Origin of the sequence: Actinacidiphila oryziradicis (genome assembly GCF_005047355.1) — a bacterium.
Lineage (GTDB): Bacteria > Actinomycetota > Actinomycetes > Streptomycetales > Streptomycetaceae > Actinacidiphila > Actinacidiphila oryziradicis.
In genome coordinates, this window is sequence record NZ_SUMC01000119.1 from 1 (window position 1) to 21,901 (window position 21,901).

Here is a 21,901-nt window from a genome sequence, read left to right on the forward strand (position 1 = left end):
CCCCCCCCCCACCCCTCTGCCGCCCCTGCCGTCACTGCCGCCCCAGCACCCCCGCCGCCCCGCTGCCGCAGAATCCTAAACGGACGGTTCATTTAATATGGCCATATGAGCCTAACCAACCCAGTGCGGAGACGTTCCGGACGCCCGCGCAGCGAAAGGGCACGCCAGGCGGTCATGCTGGCCGCCTCGGAACTGCTGCCCGAGCTGGGTCTGCGGGCGATGACGACGGACCGGATCTCTGAGCGCAGCGGGGTGAGCAAAGCGACCATCTACAAGTGGTGGCCGAGCAAGTACGCGGTGGCGGTCGACGCGTTCCTCGCGGGGATGTTCGCCGCGTCCCGGGAACCCGACCCCGACACCGGTTCGGCGCGCGAGGACTTCCGGCAGGCCCTGCGCGGCATCATGCGGTTCTACAGCAGTGCGAGCGGGCGGATCTTCGCCCAGCTGGTGGCGGAGGCGCAGTTCGACCCGGAGGTCTTCGCCGAGCTGCGCGACCGCCTGGTCGCCTCCCGCCGGGAACTGGTGCGGGCGATCTGGGATCGGGGGGTCGCCCGCGGGGAACTGCTGGCCGAGGTGGACCCCGATGTGGGCCTGGACATGATGTTCGGCCCGGCGATGTACCGCCTGGTGGCCGGGCACGGACCGCTGACCGACGAGGCGGCGGACGCGGTCGTGGACGCCGCGATGTGCGGACTCTCCCGCTGACGAAAACCACCGCATGCACGGAATGGACAATCGGACAAACCAGTTATTCTTCCTGAACTGTACGTTTAGTTTCCCGAACCAGACCGACAGGAGGTGCACGCCATGAGCGCAGAAACCGATGACCACGCCCCCGGCAGGGACCGGCGGCGTACGATCGCACGCTTCCGTGCAGTACTCGATGCGGAACGGCAGAGCGCGGCCCTCTACCGGGGGCTCGCCGCGGGTACCTCCGGCGAGCGGAAGCAGGTCTTCCTGGAACTGGCCGCCGTGGAGGAACGGCATGCCGCGCACTGGGGAGAAAAGCTCACCACCCTCGGCGAGCCCGTCCCCGAGCCCGGCAGGCCCGGACTGCGTACCCGGCTGCTGTCCTGGCTGGCCCGCCGGTTCTCCGCCGAAGCGGTGCTGCCGTTCGTGGAGCGCGCCGAGCATGCCGACGCCGGCCTGTACGACAGCGACCCCGACGCCACGCCGGGGATGGCCGCCGACGAGCGTTCGCACGCCCGCGTCCTCACCCGGCTGCGCGACGAGAGCCGGCCCGGCGCCAGCGAGGACGCCCGGGGAATCGTCCGGCGCGAGCGCTGGCACCGCGGCAACCGGTCCGGCACTCTGCGCGCCGCCGTGTTCGGCGTCAACGACGGCCTCGTCTCCAACACCTCCCTGGTCATGGGATTCGCCGGGTCCGGGGCCGCCGGGCGGACCATTTTGTTCGCCGGGCTCGCCGGGCTGCTCTCCGGCGCGTTCTCGATGGCGGTCGGCGAGTACATCTCCATGCGCAGCCAACGGGAGGCCTACGAACGCGAGATCTCCATCGAAGCCGAGGAACTCCGCGACGATCCCGAGGCAGAGGCCGAAGAGCTCGCGCTGATCTACCGGGCCAAGGGCCTGAACGCCGACGAGGCCGAGCGCATCGCCACCACCATCATGAAGAACCACGACACCGCCCTGGACACCATGGCCCGCGAGGAACTGGGGCTCGACCCCGAGGAACTCGGCTCGCCCTGGTCGGCGGCCGTGTCCAGCCTCATCTCCTTCGCCCTGGGCGCCGTCGTGGTCGTCCTTCCCTACTTCTTCGGATCCGGCACCGCCGTGCTGATCACCGCGATCGCCCTGGCCGGCATCGCCCTGTTCACCGTCGGTTCCGCTCTCGGAATGCTCAACGGCAGGGCGCTGCTGCGCTCCGGTGCCCGCCAACTCCTCATCGGCGGAGGTGCCGCCCTGGTTGTCTACTTCATCGGGCTGGCGATCGGCATCGGCGGTGTCTGAGCAGGCCGAGCACTGGACGGGATTTTCCATGCGTGACATAAATAACGCGCGTGACCCTACGTACACCGTACGGGTCTGGGCGCTGACTTTCTCGGGGCGTCCGGAAGAGGTGGGCCGAGCCCGCCGCTGGACCCTCGACATCCTCGATGGCTGCGCACGCGCCGACGATGCCGCGCTCATCGTGAGCGAGCTGGGCGCCAACGCCGTCGTCCATACCGACAGCGGCCGTGGCCCGGGCACCTTCGAGGTCTCCCTCGCCCGCTCCGACCACGTGATCACCATCTCCGTGACCGACTGCGGAGGTACCACCACCGCCCCGCGAGTGGAGTGCCCCGACGAGGAGGCCACTCATGGCCGGGGGCTCGGCATGGTCGCCGTCCTCGCGGCCGACGTCTGGGTCGACGGCGACCACGACAGCCGCACCATCACCGCTGAGCTCCCGATTCCGACATCGCCACCGGCGCCGTAGGAAGGGGCGTCGCAGACGCCACACATCGGCGGCCCCCGCCATAGCGCGGTGGCCGCCGATGGTGTTCGGGCTGCGTCAGTCAGATCGTCACTCCATGGGCGCGGAGGTAGGCGACGGGATTGACATCGGAACCGTACTCAGGGTCGGTCCGGACCTCGAAGTGCAGGTGCGGGCCGGTGGTGTTGCCGGTGGAGCCGGAGCGGCCGAGCTGACGGCCGGCCGTGACGCTCTGGCCGACGCGGACGGTGAGGGAGGAGAGGTGGGCGTACTGGGAGTACATGCCGTCGGAATGGCGGACGACGACCTGGTAGCCGTACGCCCCTCCCCAGCCGGCGGTGACGACGGTGCCCGCGGCGATGGCCCTGACGGAGGTACCGGTGGGAACGGCGAAGTCCTGGCCGGTGTGGTAACCGCTGGCCCAGAGGGAGCCCGCGACGCCGTAGCCGGTACTGAGGGAGTAGTGGACGACCGGAGCCACGTACTCCTTGGTGGCGGTTTTCGCGGCGACCTTGGTGGCGTGCTTCGTGGCCGCCTTCGTGGATTTCGGAGCGGCTTTCGGAGCGGCTTTGGTGGCCGGCCTCTTCGTCTGGCCGGGAACGGCCAGCCTCTGGCCGGGGAGGATGAGGTCGGGGTCGGAGCCGACGACCTTGGTGTTGACGTCGTAGAGGCGCTTCCAGCCGCCCTTGACGCTTTCCTGCTGGGCGATGCCGGAGAGGGTGTCGCCACGGACGACGTTGTAGAAACCGCCCTTGACCGCGGCATGGTGCCTGACGACCGGCTTGTGCTTGGTGACCGGCTTGTCCTTGACGACCGGTGCGGTCTTTGCGGCCTGCCTGTGCTTGGCGGCCGCCGGCTTGGCCTTGTACCCGGACTTGGTCCCGATCCCGGAGGCGGACCCGGTCGTGCGGGTCAGGCCCGCCCGCACCGAGCACGTCGGCCAGGCCCTCGGGCCCTGGGCTGCGAGCACCGTCTCGGCGACGGCGATCTGCTCGCCCTTCGCCGCCAGGTCGGCCCGGGCGGCGTAGCGGGTGCCGCCGTAGGCCTTCCAGGTCGACTGGGCGAACTGCAGGCCCCCGTAGTAGCCGTTACCGGTGTTGATGGCCCAGTTCCCGCTGCTCTCGCAGTGGGCGACCTTCGTCCAGATGTCGACCGGCGCCGCGTGAGCGGTGACGGCGTTCAATAATGGCAGGCCGCTCGCGGCGGTGACCGCGAAGGAAATCTGGGACAGCCGGTTTGGCGGCTGGGGGCGGCGATGGCGTCCTCGAACAGTCACTGGTTGGTTCCTCTCCGCTCCGGCTGACGACCGTCCAAGTACCCCAGATGGATCTTCAGGGCACAAGGGTGCGTCAGGGGCATGACGAAGCTTGCGCCCCTCCGCCCCGCGCCCGTGCGGCTCGTGCACAGAACCCGGCCCGCTCCGGTAGCCGCCCTTCTACAGCGGTGCGAGGCTGGAAATACGCGCGCTCACGCGCTCCCGCCCGGCCCGCGCCCTCGCGACGCCGAAGGAGATGACGGATGATGCTGCCCGGTCACGGACAACTGAACGCCCCGTTCCAAGACCCCTTCGCTGACATGTTCGACCGCTTCCTCGGTCTGAATGCCCGCTCCGCGCCCTCCGCCGTACAGCGAGTACCGATCGGCCGGCTGCTCAGCGACAAAGCCCGTGAGCTGCTCGCACTGGCCGCCAAGCGCGCCGCCGACGACGGCAGCGCGGACCTGGACACCGATCACCTCCTCTGGGCCGCCACCCAGCTGGAGCCCTCGCGAACCGCGCTCGCCCAGGCCGGTGCCGACCCCGACCAACTGGCCGCCGAGCTGGCCGAAGCGCTCCCGGGCGGCGCCCTGCCACCGTCCTCCGAACCCCGTCTCACCCCCGCCGCCAAGCGCGCGCTCCTGGCGGCGCACGCCGCGAGCCAAGCGGCCGGCTCCTCGTACATCGGGCCGCAGCACATCCTTGCCGCCCTGGTGGAGGACCCCGACAGCGCCGCCGGACATGCCCTTGCCGCGCACGCCGGGGCACCGCAGGAGCTTCGCAAGAACCAGGCGCCGGAGCGTAAGGAGAGCAATACGCCGACGCTGGACGAGTACGGCCGCGACCTGACCGAGGAAGCACGGGCCGGAAAACTGGACGTTGTGGTCGGGCGGGCGGACGAGATCGAGCAGACGGTGGAGGTCCTGTCCCGGCGCACCAAGAACAACCCGATGCTGATCGGTGAGCCCGGCGTCGGCAAGACCGCGATCGTGGAGGGCCTCGCCCAGCGCATCATCGCCGGCGACATACCGGAGTCGCTGGCCGGCAATCGGGTGATGGCCCTGGACCTGGTGGGGATGGTCGCCGGATCCCGCCACCGGGGCGATTTGGAGAAACGCATCAAGACGGTGCTGGAGGAGGTCAAGGCCGCAGAGGACAGCCTGATCGTCTTCGTCGACGAAGTGCACACGGTTGTCGGCGCCGGAGCCGGGGTCGGCGCGGGCGCAGGGGCGGGCTCCGGCGACGAGGGCGCCATGGACGCCGGGAACATCCTCAAGTCGGCGCTCGCCCACGGCGATCTCCACCTCGTAGGAGCGACGACCATCGATGAGTACCGCCGGTACATAGAGAAGGACTCCGCCCTGGAACGCCGCTTCCAGCCGGTGCTGGTGCGCGAACCCACCGTCGAGGAGACCATCCAGATCCTCGAAGGCCTCCGTGACGCGTACGAGGCCCACCACCAGGTCCGCTTCCACGACGACGCCCTCGTCGCCGCCGCCCAGCTCTCCGACCGGTACATCAGCGACCGCTTCCTGCCCGACAAGGCGATCGACCTCATGGACCAGGCCGGCGCGCGGGTGCGGCTGCGCTCCCTGAACCGCAGCACCGAGGTCATCGCCGTCGACGACCGGCTGACCAAGCTGCGCCGCGAGAAGGACGAAGCCGTCGCCGCCGAGGACTACGCCCGCGCCGACCAGCTCAAGGCCGAGACCCACAACGCCGAGGAGGAACTGGCCCGGCTCGGCGAACGCCGCGAGGGCGTCGCCGCCGTCACCGCCTCCGACATCGCGACCATCGTTTCGGCCCGTACCGGCATCCCCGTCGACAAGCTCACCGCCACCGAGAAGGAGCGCCTCCTCAAGCTCGAAGAGGCCCTGCACGAGCGGGTCGTCGGCCAGGACCAAGCAGTCACCGCCGTCGCGGAAGCGGTACGCCGCAACCGCTCCGGCCTCGGCGACCCGGAACGCCCGGTCGGCTCCTTCCTCTTCCTCGGCCCCACCGGCGTCGGCAAGACCGAGCTGGCCAAGGCCCTCGCCGAGATCCTCTTCGGCGACGAGAAGCGGCTGATCCGCTTCGACATGAACGAGTACCGGGAACGGCACACCGTCAGCCGCCTGGTCGGCGCCCAGCCCGGATACGTCGGCCACGAGGAGTCCGGCCAGCTGACAGAGGCAGTGCGCCGCAAGCCCTACAGCGTCCTGCTCTTCGACGAAGTCGAACAGGCCCACCCCGACGTCTTCAACCTGCTCCTCCAGATACTCGGCGACGGCCGCCTGACCGACGCGCAGGGGCACACGGTGGACTTCCGCAACACCGTCGTCATCATGACAAGCAACGTCGGCGCCCAGCGCATCCAGAGCATGTCCGACCAGTCGGTCGCCGAAATCCGCGACGCCATCCAGCCGGACATCCAGGACACCTTCCGCCCGGAGTTCCTCAACCGGATCGACGAGATCATCGTCTTCCACCCCCTCACCCGCGACAACCTCTCCCTCATCGTCGACCTCATGCTGGAGCGCAGCCGCCGCCGACTGCGCGCCCAGGGCCTTGAGCTGGAACTCACCGACGAGGCCAAGCACTGGCTCGCCGGCGCCGGCTTCCAGCCCCGGTTCGGCGCCCGCCCGCTGCGCCGCACCATCCAGACCGAGCTCGACAACCGCGTAGCCTCCCTCCTCCTGTCCGGCGCCGCCGAGCCCGGCGACACGGTGTACGTCGACACCGAGAACGGGCAGCTCCACTGCTACGTGCACCGCACCGAGGAGCCGGAGGAGAAGAAACACCGACCAACGGAGTGACCAACACCGACCGCGCCCGCCCCCAGCCCGCCCGGCCACCCCCCAGCCCGTCCGGCGCTTGAGGACTGGGGGTCCCCCCACGCCCGCAGGGCGTAGGGGGCGGGTCTGGGGCGGAGCCCCAGTTTCGGGAAGGCGGGGGCACCTCCTGGGGGCACCTCCCGGCCGAAGGCTGGGGAGGTAGCTGGGGGAGGTAGCTGGTGGAGGGTCAGGGGAAAAGCCGCCGTAGGCGCCCCTTACCCTGGCGACCGTGACGCCCAAGCCGCCAAAGACCCCGAAGATCCCCCCCGTCCCGGAGGACCTCGCCGCCCTCCCCTACGCCCACCTCCTCACGCCCCACGACGTCGGCAGCGCCCTCTCCCCCGAGGAGCGCTACGACACCGTCCACTTCGACCACGCACCCTTCGAGGACGACAACGCCGCAGGCGCACACTTCCTCGAATGCGCCGTCACCGACAGCTCCTTCACCGCCGTCAACCTGCGCCGGGCCCGCTTCAACGACGTATGGCTCCAAGGCACCCGCTTCGTCGGCGCCCGGCTGACAGAGACCAACTGGCTCGACTCCTGGGCGGATTCCTGCGCCCTCGCCGGCGTGGAGGCCTTCGGCTCCGGGCTGCGCCGAGTCGTCTTCCGCCGCTGCAAATTCGACTCCGTCAACCTCCGCACCGCCTCATTGCGCGAGGTCACCTTCGAGGACTGCGTGCTGCGCGATGTCGACTTCGGCGGCGCCAAGCTCACCGACGTCTCGTTCCCGGGCTCATCGCTGGAACGGCTGCGCCTGGGCCAGGCCACCCTGAAGAACATGGACCTGCGCGGCGCAGTGAAACTGGACCTGGCCGACGGCTACGACTCGTTGCGCGGCGCCATCATCGGAACCGATCAACTGCTGGAGCTGGCGCCCGCCCTGGCGAGCACGCTGGGGATCACGGTGACGTAAGAAACCGGGGCGTCAGGCAGAGCGGGCAGGCTGAATCCCTCACGCCGGGAGCGGCCGGTCCGCGTAGGCCAGCCTCCACACGCCGTCGTTCGCGTCCAGCCGCTCGCCGTAGTTCTTGAATCCGAGCCGCTCCGCGACCTTCCGCGACGGCACGTTCTGGTCAAGGATCCAGGCCACCACCGGCGCTTCCGGGTCCATCGCCACCGCCGCGTCAACGGCGGCGCGCGACAGCTCCGTCGCGTAGCCACAGCCCCACTGTGCCGGCGCCAACCGGTAGTACAGATTCCAGTTCCCGTCGGCGTGCCGCTGCACCCCGCCGACGCCTATCGTCGACCCGTCCGCCCGCAGCCGCACCGACCAGTAGCTCAACCCGTCCGTGCGCCAGCGCGCCGCCGCCCGCTCGATCCACACCCGGGTCCGGTCGGCCGTCGTATGCCGCCCCTCCGGCGCGTGCACCCAGGTCGCCGGATCGTTGTTGATCGTGAACAGCGGCGCCAGGTCGGCCATCGACACGGCGTGCAGTTCGAGGCGTTCGGTCACCACATGTTCGAACGCGACCCGGCGATCATTACTCATCCTTCCATCCTGGCACGGCATGTCCGAACATATGGGGCATGCCCACGAAACTTCCCGCAGAATATGTTCGTCCCAGCGGATAATCTCTGCATGGGTAAGAGTTACGAACGGATCGACGGCCGCCTGCGCACCTTCATCGAAGGGCAGAAGGTCTTCTTCACCGCCACCGCACCCCTGGCCGGCGACGGCAAGGTCAACGTCTCCCCCAAGGGTCTCGACGGCTCCTTCGCCATCCTCGACGACCTCACCGTCGCCTACCTCGACCTCGGCGGCAGCGGCGCCGAGACCATCGCCCACCTACGCGAGAACGGCCGCATCACCCTGATGTGGTGCGCCTTCACCGGACCGCCCAACATCGTCCGCCTGTACGGCCACGGCGAGCCCGTCTTCCGCGACGACCCCCGCTGGGACGAGCTCCTCCCCCACTTCGGCGAGGACTTCCGCAAACGGACCGACCTCCGCGCCATCATCCTCATCACCGCCGACCGCCTCAGCGACTCCTGCGGCTTCGCCGTCCCCCTGCTCGACTACGTCGACGACCGCCCCCTCCACACCCAACGCTTCGCCCGCGAGACCCACGACTCCTTCAACGACTACTGCACCGCCAAACCCCACGTCGCCATCAGCCTCGACGGCCTCCCCGGCCTGCCGCTGCCGCTCCCGCCCCGCACGTCCTGACCCTGCCCGATTGTCCAGGCCGATTGTCCAGGCGTGTTGTAAAGCTATGCCGCCTGTTCAGAGTGGCCCTGGCGGCCAATTCTCGGCTGTACTCGACCCATGGACGCGAAATCCCCCCACCCCGACCCGGTCGATACCGCAGCCGCAGACCTCCGGCGTATCGCTGACCAAGTAGCGGCGCCCTTCAATGTCGAACTGACCCGTCGCGTCATGGACGGCTCGACAGGTCAGCGATCACATGAGCCCTGAGCCCCCCACCCCGGACGACCGGGAGGACGCGCCGGGCAGCGGTCTGGCGTACCCGCCGTGCCAGTGCCCGCTGCACGCTACGCCCCAGTCGCTGAGCGCCAAGGTCCGCGAGGCCAATGAACGTAGCCGGAGCAGGATATGAGCGAGCACGTAAAAGCCGGACCATCATGCCGCTCATGGGCAACGCCGTCGGCACAGGCATCCCATCCGTCGACATCGCGGTCTACCACCTGCCCGAGCTCGTCGCGCTCGCACTCGGCGGGCTTGCCATCGCCCTCGCGGGTGCCGCGTTCCCGGCCGGCTGGGCCGCGGGGACCCGTACCCAAAGCGCGTTGCGCACCGAGTAGCCGGGAAGGGCGTGCGGGCCGCTCCACCTACCTAAATCGCAAGCTCCGATCCGCGTTCGTGACGCACTATTCGTTGTTTTCGCGGCGGATACTACGGCTACCCCGTGATCCCGGGAATGACGGGGGCCTTATGACCACTTTGAATCGGTTCAAGTGGTGAGGCCCCCGTCATTCGGCCATGACAAAGCCCGCCTGCGTGCGTCCCGCAGGCCAACCCACCCTCTGCTGAAACGTTTCTGCACTCCGCAGCGTCAGGCGTTGGCGAAGGCGGTCACTGCCTCGTCGTCGAACGCCTTGAGGTCGGAGGGCTTCCGGCTGGTGACGAGCACGTTCGGACCGGAGGTGCAGATCTTGACCTCTTCGTCGACCCAGGTGGCGCCGGCGTTGCGGAGGTCGGTGCGGAGGCTGGGCCAGGAGGTGAGGGTGCGACCGCGTACGACGTCCGCCTCGATCAGGGTCCAGGGGGCGTGGCAGATCGCGGCGACCGGCCGTCCTCGGTCGAAGAACGACTTCACGAACGAGACGGCTTTCTGGTCCAGGCGCAGGAGGTCCGGGTTGGCCACACCTCCCGGCAGTACGAGCCCGTCGAACTGGTCGGCCGATGCCTCACTGACCGTCTCGTCGACCTCGAAGGTGTCGGCCTTGTCCAGATGATTGAAGGCCTGGATGCGGCCGGGCTCCGTGGAGATCAGTTTCGGTGTTCCGCCGGCCTCTGACACCGCATGCCAGGGTTCGGTGAGCTCCACCTGCTCGACACCCTCCGGGGCGGCGAGGAACGCGATGGTCTTACCTTGCAGAGTCGTGATCACGTCAACCATCCTCCTTTCGCGGTGAATGCTATGGGGACGCCTTACCGGGTCTCACCTGATCAAACCAGGCATGGCCTGCCGCATTGCGTGGGACGTTTGTTCCCATCTAGAACGGCAAGGCGCTATTCAGATATATCCAGCAGAGGAGAACGAGATGTTCCGCGCGATCGCCGACGTACTGCGTTCGATCGGCAGCACGCTTGCTGACGTCGTCGCTCTTCCGTTCCGCGCACTCGCCCGGCTCTTCGGCGGCGCATCCTCGTCCGGACGGCGAGCGCACTGACAGCCGGGTCGCAGGGACGGCGACCACCCAGCCCCCGAGCGCAAGCACCCGGTAGCCGCCGGTTACGGAAGTGCTGCGGCACACCCTCCGCCACGGGGTGAATGCGTTCAACTTGGCGCGGTCAGGCGTCGTCCGCCGCTCCCTGGGCGATCGCGTCGGCGACCTCCGCCTCGCGTGCGGTCTCTTCGGCGGCGAAGCGCTGGGCGTCGAGTTTTTCGGCGATTTCCTCGTCCTGGGCCATTAGGAGGTCGAGGTTGGAGTCGCCCATGTCGAAGACGCCCATGTCCAGGTAGGCGCGCTGGAGCCGCTCGCCCCACAGCCCGATGTCCTTGACGCAGGGCACGATGCGGCTGAACAGCAGCTTGCGGAAGAGCCCCAGATACTCCGAGCGCTCGCTCAGCTGCTCCGCCTCGGCGCGCGCAATGCCGAAGTCCTCCAGGACCTCGGACCCGCGCAGGCGGTCGCGCATGAGGTAGCAGCCCTCGATGACGAAGTCCTCGCGCTCGCGCAGCTCGGCGTCCGACAGCTGCTTGTAGTAGTCGCGGAGCGCCATCCGGCCGAAGGCGACGTGCCGGGCCTCGTCCTGCATGACGTAGGTGAGGATCTGCTTGGGCAGCGGCTTGTCAGTGGTGTCCCGGAGCATGCCGAAAGCGGCGAGGGCGAGGCCTTCGATGAGTACCTGCATGCCGAGGTAGGGCATGTCCCAGCGGGAGTCCCTGAGGGTGTCGCCCAGCAGAGCCTGGAGGGAGTCATTGATCGGGTAGGTCATGCCGATCTTGTCGCGGAGGAAGCGTGCGTAGATCTCGGCGTGCCGGGCCTCGTCCATGGTCTGGGTGGCGGAGTAGAACTTGGCGTCGAGGTCGGGGACGGACTCCACGATGCGGGCGGCGCAGATCATGGCGCCCTGCTCGCCGTGCAGGAACTGGCTGAACTGCCAGGAGGCGTACCGCTTGCGGAGCTCGCGCCGGTCCTGCTCGGACATGCGGCCCCAGTACGGGGTGTCGTAGAGGGTGAGGTTCTGGTCGGGGACGCCGAGAGGGTCGTAGGGATCGACCTCAAGGTCCCAGTCGATGCGGGTGACAGCGTCCCACTGCTTGTCCTTGCCCTTCTGGTAGAGGGCAAGCAGGCGGTCACGCCCGTCGTCGTACTCCCAGGAGAAGCGGGCCGATCCGCTGGCTTCGATCTCCCACATGATGTCGTCTCCTTAGGGGGCGTAAGGGGGATTGACGGGCTTGCTGACGCAGAGTCTCATAACAGTCGGACTGCCGGTAACCCCCATACAACCGGAGGCGACGTTGACCTTCACCACACGTGAGCGCGAGCAGGCCGCGACAAGGCTGCTCGAAGCCTCCGCGAAGCACTCCCACGATCCCGAGACCGAGCTGGACTGGGAAGCACCCTTCGAGGAGGGCAAGTACTTCTGGCCGCCGGAGCTGTGCTCGCTGTACGGCACGCAGCTGTGGAAGCACATGTCCGAGGAACAGCGCATCGAGCTGAGCAGGCACGAGTCCGCGTCCCTCGCCTCCATCGGCATCTGGTTCGAGATCATCCTGATGCAGCTGCTGCTGCGACATGCCTACGACCTCGACCCGACCAGCGCGCACGTCAGATACGCGCTCACCGAAATCGCCGAAGAGTGCCGCCATTCGAAGATGTTCGCCCGCCTGGTGACCCGGCTCGGCACTCCCGTCTACCGGCCGACACGCCCGGACCACAATCTTGGCCGCATCCTGAAGGCGGTTTCCACCACGCCCGGGTCTTTCACCGGCACGCTGCTGGCAGAGGAAATCCTCGACTGGATGCAGCGGCTCACCTTCCCGGACGAGCGGATCCAGCCGTTGACGCGTGACGTCACCCGCATCCATGTGGTCGAGGAATCGCGGCACATACGGTTCGCCCGCGAGGAGCTGGCCCGCCAGATGACAACCGCACCGCGCTGGCAGACCGCGCTGACCAGGGCTTCGTCGGCCGAGGCGGCGCGGGTCATCTCCCGCTCGCTGATCAGTCCCCAGGTGTACGCCTCCGTCGGGCTCGACCCGGCGTACGCGGCCGGGCTGGCGCGTACCAGCCCGCACCGGCGGGATGTGCTGCGGCAGTCGGCGGCCAAGCTGATGGACTTCCTGGAGGAGCTCGGGATGCTCCGCGGCCCGGCGCGCCGGCTGTGGCAGAGCTCGGGCCTGCTGGGGTGACCGGCGGCCGGGACTGATCGGGGGCGGTCTACGCGGGTACGCTGCCGCCATGAGCGGCACCACCCGAACATACACACGACTGAGTGTCGAGCAGCGCCGGACACAGCTACTCGGCGCCGCGATCGACCTCTTCGGGCACCGCCGCCCCGAGGACGTCTCGATCGACGATGTCGCGGCGGCGGCCGGGGTGTCCCGCCCACTGGTGTACCGCTACTTCCCCGGCGGCAAGCAGCAGCTCTACGAGGCCGCGATGCGCAATTCGGTGGACGAGCTGACACAGTGCTTCACCGAACCGGCCGAGGGCGCGCCGTCGCAGCGGATGTCGAATGTCCTGGACCGCTACTTCGCCTACGTCGACGAGCACGACGCCGCGTACTCCGCGCTGATGCGTGGCGGCAGCGTCGTCGACACCAGCCGTACGAACGCGCTCGTGGACGAGGTGCGGCGGGCCGGTACCGAGCAGGTGCTGCTCCATCTGGGTGGACCGCAGCCGGGCCCCCGGCTGGCGATGATGGTGCGCTCCTGGATCGCCTCCGTGGAGGCGGTGTCGCTCACCTGGCTGGACGAGGGCAAGCGGCCTCCCGCCCGTGAGCTGAGCGGCTGGCTGGCCGACCACTTCACCGGGCTGCTGCTGGTCACCGCGTCCAGCGACCCGGAGACCGCGGCCGTCGCCGCCAAGGCGCTCGCCCAGGAGACACCGGACAGCCCGGCGGGACGGCTCGCGAACCGGACGGTGTCTCTCGCCGGGCACGTGGCCCACCTGGTGCCGCCGGACTGAGCGGGCCGTCGGGACCGCGGCGGGGTGGGATGCTGGGGCGGTGAGACACGAGGACACGGAATTCGTCGGCGGGCCGCTCGACGGGCGGGTGATGGGGGTGCTGACCGGCATCACCGGCCAGCCGCCCAAGGTGTACGAAGTGCCGGTGCCCGACGACACCGGCGGGCCGCCGACGGTACACGTCTACCACCGCGAGCCGAGCCCCGGTACGCGCGCCCAGCGGCGCACCCGGTGGATATTCGTCTACGACCCGGAGGGGAACCGGCCGGACCGGGGGCCGAAGTGGCCGTGGACCAAGCGGAACTGACGGCTGATCGGGTAACAGCCGGCCCGTCCGGGTCCCCCATTTGCCTCTCCCACTGTCGCGATTCACCCGATCATGCCAGTATCGACTCGCGTGGCACCGGATCACCCGGTAAGCGGAATACAGAATTCGGAATGCCGGATTACGGTTTACGTTTTACGGACAACGGCATTGCCGAATGCCGGAATGTGGAAACTCGGAGGCAGCATGATGGCTCGGGCACGCCGGACCCGGACGTGGGCGCTGCGCGCCCTCGCCTGCGGGACACTGCTCGCCACCGCCGCCCTCGGCCTGCCGGTCCAGCAGGCCACAGCCGCTCCCCCCGACCCCGCCGTGCCGCTGCCGCAGCTCCTGAGCCGCCTTCAGGATCTCTACCAGCAGGCCGAGGTGGCGACCGAGACCTACGACCAGGCCAAGGAGCAGCTCACGCAGCACCGTTCCCAGGCCAAGTTGCTGAGCCAGCAGCTCGCCGACGAGCGCATCGCGCTCGCCGACGCCAGGGACCGGGCCGCGCAGCTCGCCCAGCAGCAGTACAAGAACGGCGCCGTATCGCCGTACGCCAATCTGCTGCTCAGCGACACCCCGCAGGACCTCTTCAACCAGAGCCACTTCCTGCGCCGCGCCGCGGGCAGCCAGGCGGAGATCGTCGCGGAGCTGAAGAACGGCGAGGTGCGGATCTCCGCGCTGAGCAAGGAGTCCCAGCACTCGCTGGACTCGGCACAGCAGCTGGAGCAGAAGCAGCACCAGGCGAAGGACGAGATCGAGACACAGCTCGCCAACGTCGAGAAGATCGTGGCCGGTCTGACCGGCACTCAGCTCTCCGAGCTCCAGCGGCTGGAGCAGCAGGGCATAGAGCAGGCCCAGCGCGACTTCATCGACTCCAAACAGCTCGGCGCCAGCGGCCGGGCGCCCTCCACCGCCGGCAACCACGCGATCGGCTACGCCTACCGCCAGCTCGGCAAGCCGTACGTCTGGGGCGCCGAGGGCCCGGATTCGTACGACTGCTCCGGGCTCACCTCCCAGGCCTGGGCGAGCGCGGGCCTGGCGATTCCGCGCACCAGCGAGGAGCAGTGGAAGCAGCTCACGCACATCCCGCTGAACGCGATGCGCCCCGGCGACCTGGTGGTCTACTTCGCCGGCGCCACCCATGTCGCCATCTACATCGGCGACGGCCTCGTCATCCAGGCCCCCCGGCCGGGCGCGGTCGTCAAGATCTCCCCCATCGCCGCCAACCCGATCCTCGGCGCCGTCCGCCCCGACCCCGCTGAGGCCTCCTTGGACGGCTACCAACCCCTGGCCGCGCCTTCCGGGACGAGCGCGGCGACCGGGGCGACCGCCCCAACCCCCATCGGCTGACCCGGACGCGCCCCCATCTCGCTTCGCCCGGCCCTGCGGCACGCCTGCCCACAACGAGGTGAATGCCCCAGGCCCGCCCGCAACAACCCAGCCCGTCCGGCGTCTGAGGACCGGGGGTCCCTCCCCCGCCCGTCAGGGCGTAGGGGGCGGGTCCGGGGGCGGAGCCCCCCACGCGGCGCCAGCCGCAAATCGGACGCTGCCGGGAAGGGGCGGGGAGGGGACGGCGCGCCGCAGGCGACCCGGGAGCGGGGCCGGCTCAGCCCTGGGCGGCCGCGGCCAGGTACGCCGCGGTCTTGTCCGGCTCGAAGAAGTACTCCTCGAAATCCGCGGGGTCGTCAAACCCGTTGACGAAGCGCCGCGCGACCGACGAAAGCTGCCCGGCCGCGCCAATGAGGTTGAGGACATGCTCCGGCGGAGGACCGAGAAGCGCGTTGGTCCACTTGGTGACGTGCTGCGCACTGTCCCAGTAGCGGTCGAAGGCGGACTGCATCCAGGCCCGGTCGAATGGCTGGTCGCCGTGCTCGACGATGCTGGCGAGGTAGGAGGCGGCGCACTTGGAGGCGTTGTTGGAGCCCTGCCCGGTGATGGGGTCGTTGGCTACGACGACATCGGCGACGCCGAGGACAACGCCGCCGGAGGGCAGCTCGCCGATGGGGTTGCGCACGACGGGGGCGTAGCGGCCGGAGAGGGTGCCGCCGGCGTCGGTGAGCTCGACCTTGCCGGCGCGGTCGTACTCCCAGGGGAGGTGGCGCCGCATGAGGTCGAGGGTGACGCGCAGGTGCTCGGCGGGGTCCTTGACGCCGGCGAAGACGTCGAGGGGGCCGCCGGGGATGCTCTCCCAGAAGAGGATGTCGGCGGGGCCCGAGGTGGTGAGGGTCGGCATGACGAAGAGCTCGCCCGCACCGGGGACGATGTTGAAGCGCACTGCGTGGAAGTCGGGGTGCTCCGGGCGCGGGGCGAGACCGTGCACATATGCGACGGCCAGGGCGCGCTGCGGCGTGTCATAAGGGGAGCGGGAGGCGTCGCGGCTGAACATCGAGACCAGTTCGCCCTTGCCTGCGGCGACGAGGACGAGGTCGTAGGCGCGGGAGAAGTAGTCGAGGTCGGAGACGGCGGCGCCGTGGATGACGATGCGGCCGCCGCACTCGGCGAAGGTCTCCATCCAGCCGGCCATCTTGACGCGCTGGTCGACGGACTGGGCGTAGGCGTCGAGGCGGCCCACCCAGTCGATGGGGCGGGTGCCGTCGGGCGCGGCGAGGGAGAGTCCGAGGCCCTCGATCCGGGGGGCCTGGTCCTCCCAGAAGTTGATGCCGAGGTCACGCTCGTGTCGCAGCGCGGTGTGGAACATGCACTGGGTGGACATCACACGGCCGGCGCGTATCTCGTCGGAGGTGCGGTTGGTCATAAGGGTGACTTCATAGCCCCGGTCCTGGAGGCCCAGAGCAAGCTGGAGACCGGCCTGGCCGGCTCCGACTATCAGGATCTTGCGCATCGCGGCACGCTCTTTCGCAACAACAAAGCGGGTGACAGGGCATCAGTCAGAAGCAACTGGCGGGGTGCAGCAGGTGAGGCGGGACGGGGCTCAACGATCATTCCGGCTGGGCGGCCAGGGCCTGTTTGACCAGGGCGAGCAGCACTTCGAGGACCGAGTGCCGCTTGCGCGCGTCACAGATCACCACCTGGATGTGCCAGGGCAGCGCGAGCGCCTCGCGCACATCGTCCTCGGTGTACTCGGGCGTGCCCTCGAAGTGGTTCACGGCCACGATGTAGGGCAGTTCGGCGCCGTCGAAGTAGTCCAGGGCCGGGAAGGACTCCTCCAGACGGCGGGTGTCGGCCAGCACGACCGCGCCGATCGCGCCGCGCACGATGTCATCCCACATGAACCAGAAACGCTGCTGTCCGGGCGTGCCGAACAGAAAGAGCACCATCTCCTGGTCGAGGGTGATCCGGCCGAAGTCCATGGCGACCGTGGTCGTGGCCTTCTCCGGGGTCGCGACGAGGTCGTCGACGCCCTCGCTGGCCCGGGTCATCACCGCCTCGGTGCTGAGCGGGGTGATCTCGGAGACGGAGCCGACGAAGGTCGTCTTGCCCACGCCGAAGCTGCCGGCGACCACGATCTTGGAGGAGGCCGGGGCGCGGCTGCGGTCCATCTGCCAATCCTGCAGGCCGTCGTCGACTTTCTCAGAGCCTGCGAAGTCCACTGAGCACCCTCTCGAGCAGTGCGCGGTCCGGCCCGCCGGGCCCGTGCCCGGTTCCGTACACGCGAATCCTTCCCTGGTCGGCCAGATCGCTGAGCAGGACGCGTACGACGCCCAGCGGCATACGCAGCAGGGCCGCGATCTCGGCCACCGAGCGCATCCGGCGGCAGAGTTCGACGATGGCCCTCATTTCCGGCATGACGCGCTCGGCCCAGGAGCCCGATGTCAGTTCCAGGCGTTCCCCGGACGCGTCGATGGCGACGGTAGCGATGAATGTCTCCACTTGCAGTACGTGGCCCGTCGCCCGGGTCCGGCCGCCAGTGATCGCGTAGGGGCGCACCCGGGCGGCGCGGCGGTCCCTGCCACGCGTCGGGAGTGCTGCGAGGCCCCGTGCGGCGCCTGAGGGCGACAGGTCCGGGTAACGGTGCATCAGAGGCCGCCCTCCTCGATCACCTTGCGTAGCTCCGTACGCAGGTCGGGGGTGAGGACATGCCCGGCCCGGCCGACAAACAGCGCCATATGGTACGCGACGACGCTCATGTCGCAGTCGGCCGTGGCGTGCACCCCGAGCAGGGAGCCGTCGCTGATCGACATGACGAACACACTGCCGTTCTCCATCGCGACGGCGGTCTGCCGCACCTTGCCGCCGTCCATCAGGCGCGAGGCGCCGTCGGTCAGGGCCGCGATGCCGGAGACGACAGTCGCCAGGTCTGCGGTGGACCCCGAAGGGCTCCTGCCGTTGCCCTCGTCCGTGCGGGCGCCCGCGACCGCGTCGGAGGTGATGAGCAGCAGCCCGTCCGACGAGACCACGGCCACCGAGTGGACGCCCGGCACCTCCTCGACGAAGTTGGTCAGCAGCCATTCCAGATTGCGTGCCTCGTGGCTGAGTCTGCCCGCGCCGTTCTCGCCCGTTTCTGTACTCGCCGCCATCACCCGCGTGCCTCCTTGACGCCTTCAGCTTCGCTTGATCCCCCCGGAGTGAACGGTGCGGTGCGCACCGCGGGTTCCTGTGCGGCCGACGGCTCGTCGGGCCGGATCTCCTCTGTCCCGTGTCGGACCCCGTGCGGTGTGCCGCGTTCCGTCCCGGCCTCGGCCTCGGCCTCCCTGCGGCCGTCCTGCAGCCCCCGCTGGAAACCGCCGAGCCTGCGGCGCAGCGCTTCCGCGTCGACCGGCTTGGCCGACCGGGTGTGCCCGGCTCCCTGGGGTTCGCCGGACAGGCCGGTGCTGCGCGGTACGCGCTGCGGCAGTCCCTTGGCCGTGCGGCCTGCCGCGGCGGGCCCGGGCGGAGCGGGCTCAGCGGCGTGCTTCGGCCTGGCGGGCTCGGCGCCGGGGTCCTGCGGCTGGGGGCGGGCGTGGTGTTCGGGCTCGGCGGGGCCGCCGCGGTGGGGCAGCGGCTCCGGGTCCGCGGGCCCGGCGTGGCTCCCCGTCCGATGCCGGGGCAGCGGCGGCAGCGTACCGGAGGCCGTCGCACGGCGGGTCCGGGCGAACTCGCCCGCGACGGCGGCCTCGACGGGGGTGCTGGGGCCGTCCGCGTCCTCGGCGGCGGTGATGAGCGTACGGGGGACGACCACGACGGCGGCGGTGCCGCCGGACTTGTGGTCCCGGAGCTGGACGCGGAGCCCGTGGCGGGCGGCGAGGCGGGCGATGACGTAGATGCCCATGCCGGTGGTGTCGCTGCCGGGGGCGGCCGGCTCGGTGCGCGAGAGCAGGTCGTTGAGCTCGTCCAGGCGGTCGGCCGGGACGCCGATGCCCTGGTCCTCGACGGAGATCATGACCTCGCCGCTTTCGAGGAGCCAGCCGGAGATCTGGACGTGCGACTCGGGCGGGGAGAAGGCGGTGGCGTTCTCCAGGAGTTCGGCGAGGAGGTGGCTGGTGTCGTCCGCGGCGCGGCCGACGATCCGGCCGGCCGGCAGGAACTGGATCCGTACCCGTTCGTACTGCTCGATCTCCGACATCGCGGCGCGGGCGACATCGACGAGCGGCATCGGCTTGGGCTGCGCCCCCTGGTGGTGCTCGGCGTCGGCGAGGACCAGGAGGTTCTCGCTGTTGCGGCGCATGCGGGTGGCGAGGTGGTCGAGCTTGAAGAGCACGTCGAGCTCTTCGGGGTCGTCGACGACGTCCTCAAGGCCTTCGAGGAGGGTGAGTTGCCGCTCCACCAGGCCGAGGGTGCGCAGCGAGAGGTTGATGTAGATGCTGTGCACATTGCCCTGGAGCGAGCCGATCCGGCCGAGCAGGCTGTCGCGTTCGGTGGTGAGGGCGTTCAGAGCACTCATCCGCTGGGAGTACTCGGAGCCTTGTTCGGCGGCCCGCGCCCGCACCGCGGCGGTCTCCTCGGTGAGCGTGTTGACGGCGCGGGCGATGGCGGCGAATTCGTCGTTGCCGGTGGCCGCGGCGTGCTCGCTGTGGCCACGGGCCCAACGGCGCAGTTCGAGCAGCGGGCGGTTGACGGAGCGGGCACTGCGGGCGAGGACACCGACGGTGAGCAGCAGGCAGAGCCCGGCGAGGGCGATGCGCAGTTCGAGGGCGGTGACGTCGCTGTCGCGTACCGAGGCGAGCCGGGCGGCGTCGGCGGAGACCAGCGAGGACTCGACGCCGCGCATCAGGTCGATCCGCGCGGAGAGCTCGCCCTGCACGGTGGTGGTCTTCAGCGCCCGGTCGGCGCCGGAGATACGGGCCTGGTCGGTGAGCCGCTGGAGGAAGCCCTCGGCCTGGTGGACATCGGTGCCGGTGACGGTCTGGTCGTACTGCTGGCGGGCGGTTGCTGACGCGACCTCGCGGAAGTCGGCGAGCGCGGCGCCCTCGCGGGCGGCGGACAGCTGTGCGGCGGAGACCGGCTTGACCTGGCTACCACTTCCGGTGAGCGCGGAGACCAGCAGCGCGCGCTGCACGGAGGCCTGTTCGACCGCGCGGCTGAGGGCCGGAAGCGCCGAGCTGTCCGCGTTGGCGGCACGGGCCGGCAGGGCGCGGGCGACGGCGGCGCCGACGCCGTCCAGGCTGTCAACGACCGCGTTGTAGGCGTCCACGGCGGTCTCCACGGAGCCGGGTCCGGAGAGCACCTTCTGACGGATCTTCGGGAGTCCGGCCAGCAGGCTCCGTACGTTCTTGGCGGCGGCGGCGAGCGCGGGGGCGCCGGTGGTGTCGGCCTGGGCTGCCTGCTCGGTGACTTGCTGCACCTGTTGGTCCACCCGGGTCCGATCGGTCTCCGAGACCCCGGCGCCGGAGGCGGTGGTGCGGCCGCCGGCGACATAGGCCGCCATGGAGTCGCGCTCGTCGGCCAGCGAGTGGGCGAGGGAGACGGCCTGGATCTCCAACTGGCCGAAACCGACCAGCCGCTGGGACTCGGAGAGGTTCGCCGCGGAGGCGGCGACGCCGGGAGCGGATGCGGCCACGACGATGACGGCGCAGACAACCAGCGCGGCCAGCAGCCGCTGCCGAACGCGCCCTTCGCGCGGATTCCCTCGTGTTGGCACCGGTGCTCGCAATCCCGTCTCGCGCTGATTCCTCGTTTCCGAGATGACGACACATCGGCTGCTGCCAGAAGCGGAACCGTGCGTCCCCCCGCCTCGGCACTTAAACGAGTGAATCCTAGGTGTGAGTTGGCGATCAACTCCCTCGAACGAATCTTTACCCGTCAGTACAAGGCACTGGTTTGGCGCCGTGCCGCTACTCCTGACAAGATGCGCCCCCACCGCCCAGCCGTGATTCGAACACCCGGGTCCGGTTTCCCCTTCCGGCAAACTGGCACCATGCGCATCGAAACGGCCACTGAGCCCGGCACCCCCGAACGCCCCAACGAGGACTTCGTATCCGTTGCACTGCCCGCCGCCGGGCACGGCGGATGCCTGGTGCTGCTGGACGGTGTGACCCCGCCGGCCGATGCCACGGGGTGCGTGCACTCGGTGCCCTGGTACGTCGCCGGGTTGGGCGGCGCCCTGATCGAACTGTCCGTTTCGCGACCGGACATGACACTCGGGGAGTGTCTCGCGACAGCGATTGACCGGGTGGTCAATTCGCATAGCGAGACATGTGACCTTTCTCACCCCCGGACTCCACAGGCCACCGTGGTGCTGGTCCGGTGGAATGCGGACACCGTCGACCATCTCGTGCTTTCCGATTCCGTCCTCCTCCTCGCCGCCCCCGACGGCGCCATCACCCCCGTCCTCGACGACCGTCTCGGGCACCTGCCCGAACCGCTGCCTTCCATGCGGGCCGAACTCCGCGCGCTGCCCCGCGGCTCCGCCCAGCGCGTCTCCGCCGCCGCCGAGTACGGCCGTGCGGTCGAGGCGCTCCGCAACGCCGACGGCGGTTTCTTCACCGCCGCCGCCGACCCCTCGGTCGCCGCGCGGGCGGTGACCGGCGCGACCCCCCGGGCCGCCGTGCTCGCGCTGGCCGCGCTCACCGACGGCGCCGCCCGGCTCGTCGACGGCTTCGCCGACGACGACTGGCCCAGCACCTTCGCGCTGCTGCGCAAGCAGGGGGCCGCCGAGCTGATTCGTCGCGTCCGCGCGGCCGAGTCCGCCGACCCCGACGGCACCCGTTACCCCCGCTGGAAGACCCACGACGACGCCACCGCGGTACTCGCCGAGCTTTAGGGCCTGTCCGGCCGATCTCCGTGGGAGAAGGAGCGGGGTCTGGCGCCTGTGATCGCAAGGCGGAGGTGGGGGCACCTCCCAGCGGTAGCTGGGGGAGGAGGCGACGCGATGGGGGTCCCCCCTG

General features: G+C 69.8%; 22 protein-coding genes. 13 read left to right on the forward strand and 9 right to left on the reverse strand.

All coding sequences use genetic code 11. The features are described 5' to 3' along the window. Positions 1 to 174: 174 nt before the first annotated feature. The 3 genes from FCI23_RS47250 to FCI23_RS47260 all read left to right on the forward strand — a co-directional run bounded on the left by FCI23_RS47250 (position 175) and on the right by FCI23_RS47260 (position 2,437). Complete coding sequence (locus tag FCI23_RS47250; RefSeq protein WP_211265788.1) at positions 175 to 705, forward strand: TetR/AcrR family transcriptional regulator; 531 nt, start codon at positions 175 to 177, stop codon at positions 703 to 705. 102 nt (positions 706 to 807) lie between these two features. Next, positions 808 to 1,968: a VIT1/CCC1 transporter family protein gene (locus FCI23_RS47255; protein ID WP_136730198.1), complete on the forward strand. Its 1,161-nt coding sequence runs from the start codon at positions 808 to 810 to the stop codon at positions 1,966 to 1,968. A gap of 28 nt (positions 1,969 to 1,996) precedes the next feature. After that, positions 1,997 to 2,437, forward strand: coding sequence for an ATP-binding protein (locus tag FCI23_RS47260; protein ID WP_136730199.1), 441 nt, complete (start codon positions 1,997 to 1,999; stop codon positions 2,435 to 2,437). 79 nt (positions 2,438 to 2,516) lie between these two features. Here FCI23_RS47260 and FCI23_RS47265 read toward each other — a convergent pair whose 3' ends face one another. After that, entirely contained in the window at positions 2,517 to 3,710 is a 1,194-nt protein-coding gene (locus FCI23_RS47265; protein ID WP_136730200.1) for a peptidoglycan DD-metalloendopeptidase family protein, read from the reverse strand. 242 nt (positions 3,711 to 3,952) lie between these two features. On the opposite strand from FCI23_RS47265, the gene FCI23_RS47270 reads away from it, so the two are divergent. After that, positions 3,953 to 6,484, forward strand: a complete 2,532-nt coding sequence (locus tag FCI23_RS47270) for an ATP-dependent Clp protease ATP-binding subunit (RefSeq protein WP_407646136.1) — start codon at positions 3,953 to 3,955, stop codon at positions 6,482 to 6,484. Between the two features lie 247 nt (positions 6,485 to 6,731). Next, a complete protein-coding gene (locus FCI23_RS47275; protein ID WP_246144729.1) occupies positions 6,732 to 7,418 on the forward strand; it encodes a pentapeptide repeat-containing protein in 687 nt (228 codons plus the stop codon). Between the two features lie 39 nt (positions 7,419 to 7,457). Here the strand turns inward: FCI23_RS47275 and FCI23_RS47280 are convergent, their stop codons facing one another. Next, positions 7,458 to 7,994 carry a GNAT family N-acetyltransferase gene (locus FCI23_RS47280; RefSeq protein ID WP_169317304.1) on the reverse strand — a complete coding sequence of 179 codons (537 nt, stop codon included), beginning with the start codon at positions 7,992 to 7,994 and terminating at the stop codon, positions 7,458 to 7,460. A 90-nt stretch (positions 7,995 to 8,084) separates the two neighbouring features. Between FCI23_RS47280 and FCI23_RS47285 the strand changes: the two genes are divergently transcribed. Both FCI23_RS47285 and FCI23_RS57500 read left to right on the forward strand, forming a co-directional pair. After that, positions 8,085 to 8,672, forward strand: coding sequence for a pyridoxamine 5'-phosphate oxidase family protein (locus tag FCI23_RS47285; RefSeq protein WP_136730202.1), 588 nt, complete (start codon positions 8,085 to 8,087; stop codon positions 8,670 to 8,672). 425 nt (positions 8,673 to 9,097) lie between these two features. Further along, positions 9,098 to 9,268, forward strand: a complete 171-nt coding sequence (locus FCI23_RS57500) for a hypothetical protein (RefSeq protein WP_169317305.1) — start codon at positions 9,098 to 9,100, stop codon at positions 9,266 to 9,268. Positions 9,269 to 9,519: 251 nt separating this feature from the next. Here FCI23_RS57500 and FCI23_RS47290 read toward each other — a convergent pair whose 3' ends face one another. Beyond that, positions 9,520 to 10,086, reverse strand: coding sequence for a type 1 glutamine amidotransferase domain-containing protein (locus FCI23_RS47290; protein ID WP_136730203.1), 567 nt, complete (start codon positions 10,084 to 10,086; stop codon positions 9,520 to 9,522). Positions 10,087 to 10,231: 145 nt separating this feature from the next. Between FCI23_RS47290 and FCI23_RS62755 the strand changes: the two genes are divergently transcribed. Continuing rightward, positions 10,232 to 10,360: an LPFR motif small protein gene (locus FCI23_RS62755; protein WP_265737831.1), complete on the forward strand. Its 129-nt coding sequence runs from the start codon at positions 10,232 to 10,234 to the stop codon at positions 10,358 to 10,360. A gap of 121 nt (positions 10,361 to 10,481) precedes the next feature. On the opposite strand, the gene FCI23_RS47295 is transcribed toward FCI23_RS62755, so the two are convergent. Continuing rightward, positions 10,482 to 11,552, reverse strand: a complete 1,071-nt coding sequence (locus FCI23_RS47295) for a ferritin-like domain-containing protein (protein WP_136730204.1) — start codon at positions 11,550 to 11,552, stop codon at positions 10,482 to 10,484. 103 nt (positions 11,553 to 11,655) lie between these two features. On the opposite strand from FCI23_RS47295, the gene FCI23_RS47300 reads away from it, so the two are divergent. The 4 genes from FCI23_RS47300 (at position 11,656) to FCI23_RS47315 (ending at position 14,987) form a co-directional block, all read left to right on the forward strand. Continuing rightward, complete coding sequence (locus tag FCI23_RS47300; RefSeq protein WP_246144730.1) at positions 11,656 to 12,549, forward strand: AurF N-oxygenase family protein; 894 nt, start codon at positions 11,656 to 11,658, stop codon at positions 12,547 to 12,549. 49 nt (positions 12,550 to 12,598) lie between these two features. Continuing rightward, positions 12,599 to 13,327, forward strand: coding sequence for a TetR/AcrR family transcriptional regulator (locus FCI23_RS47305; protein WP_136730205.1), 729 nt, complete (start codon positions 12,599 to 12,601; stop codon positions 13,325 to 13,327). Positions 13,328 to 13,367: 40 nt separating this feature from the next. Next, entirely contained in the window at positions 13,368 to 13,634 is a 267-nt protein-coding gene (locus tag FCI23_RS47310) for a hypothetical protein (protein ID WP_136730206.1), read from the forward strand. Between the two features lie 204 nt (positions 13,635 to 13,838). Then, positions 13,839 to 14,987 (forward strand): C40 family peptidase, encoded by a 1,149-nt coding sequence (locus FCI23_RS47315; RefSeq protein WP_246144731.1) that lies wholly within the window; start codon positions 13,839 to 13,841, stop codon positions 14,985 to 14,987. Positions 14,988 to 15,243: 256 nt separating this feature from the next. Here FCI23_RS47315 and FCI23_RS47320 read toward each other — a convergent pair whose 3' ends face one another. The 5 genes from FCI23_RS47320 to FCI23_RS47340 all read right to left on the reverse strand — a co-directional run bounded on the left by FCI23_RS47320 (position 15,244) and on the right by FCI23_RS47340 (position 20,655). Then, the gene (locus FCI23_RS47320; RefSeq protein ID WP_136730207.1) at positions 15,244 to 16,479 is read right to left on the reverse strand and encodes a styrene monooxygenase/indole monooxygenase family protein; all 1,236 of its coding nucleotides are present in this window, start codon (positions 16,477 to 16,479) and stop codon (positions 15,244 to 15,246) included. Positions 16,480 to 16,576: 97 nt separating this feature from the next. Then, positions 16,577 to 17,137, reverse strand: coding sequence for a GTP-binding protein (locus FCI23_RS47325; protein WP_136730208.1), 561 nt, complete (start codon positions 17,135 to 17,137; stop codon positions 16,577 to 16,579). Positions 17,138 to 17,168: 31 nt separating this feature from the next. After that, positions 17,169 to 17,615 carry a DUF742 domain-containing protein gene (locus FCI23_RS47330; protein WP_136730209.1) on the reverse strand — a complete coding sequence of 149 codons (447 nt, stop codon included), beginning with the start codon at positions 17,613 to 17,615 and terminating at the stop codon, positions 17,169 to 17,171. Further along, a complete protein-coding gene (locus FCI23_RS47335) occupies positions 17,615 to 18,115 on the reverse strand; it encodes a roadblock/LC7 domain-containing protein (RefSeq protein WP_136730210.1) in 501 nt (166 codons plus the stop codon). Before FCI23_RS47335 ends, FCI23_RS47330 begins: the two co-directional genes overlap by 1 nt. Next, complete coding sequence (locus FCI23_RS47340; protein WP_136730211.1) at positions 18,115 to 20,655, reverse strand: nitrate- and nitrite sensing domain-containing protein; 2,541 nt, start codon at positions 20,653 to 20,655, stop codon at positions 18,115 to 18,117. Before FCI23_RS47340 ends, FCI23_RS47335 begins: the two co-directional genes overlap by 1 nt. A 276-nt stretch (positions 20,656 to 20,931) precedes the next feature. Here FCI23_RS47340 and FCI23_RS47345 point away from each other — a divergent pair, with 276 nt between their 5' ends. Next, on the forward strand, positions 20,932 to 21,777 hold the full coding sequence (locus FCI23_RS47345) for a hypothetical protein (RefSeq protein ID WP_136730212.1): 846 nt from the start codon (positions 20,932 to 20,934) through the stop codon (positions 21,775 to 21,777). Positions 21,778 to 21,901: the final 124 nt, after the last annotated feature.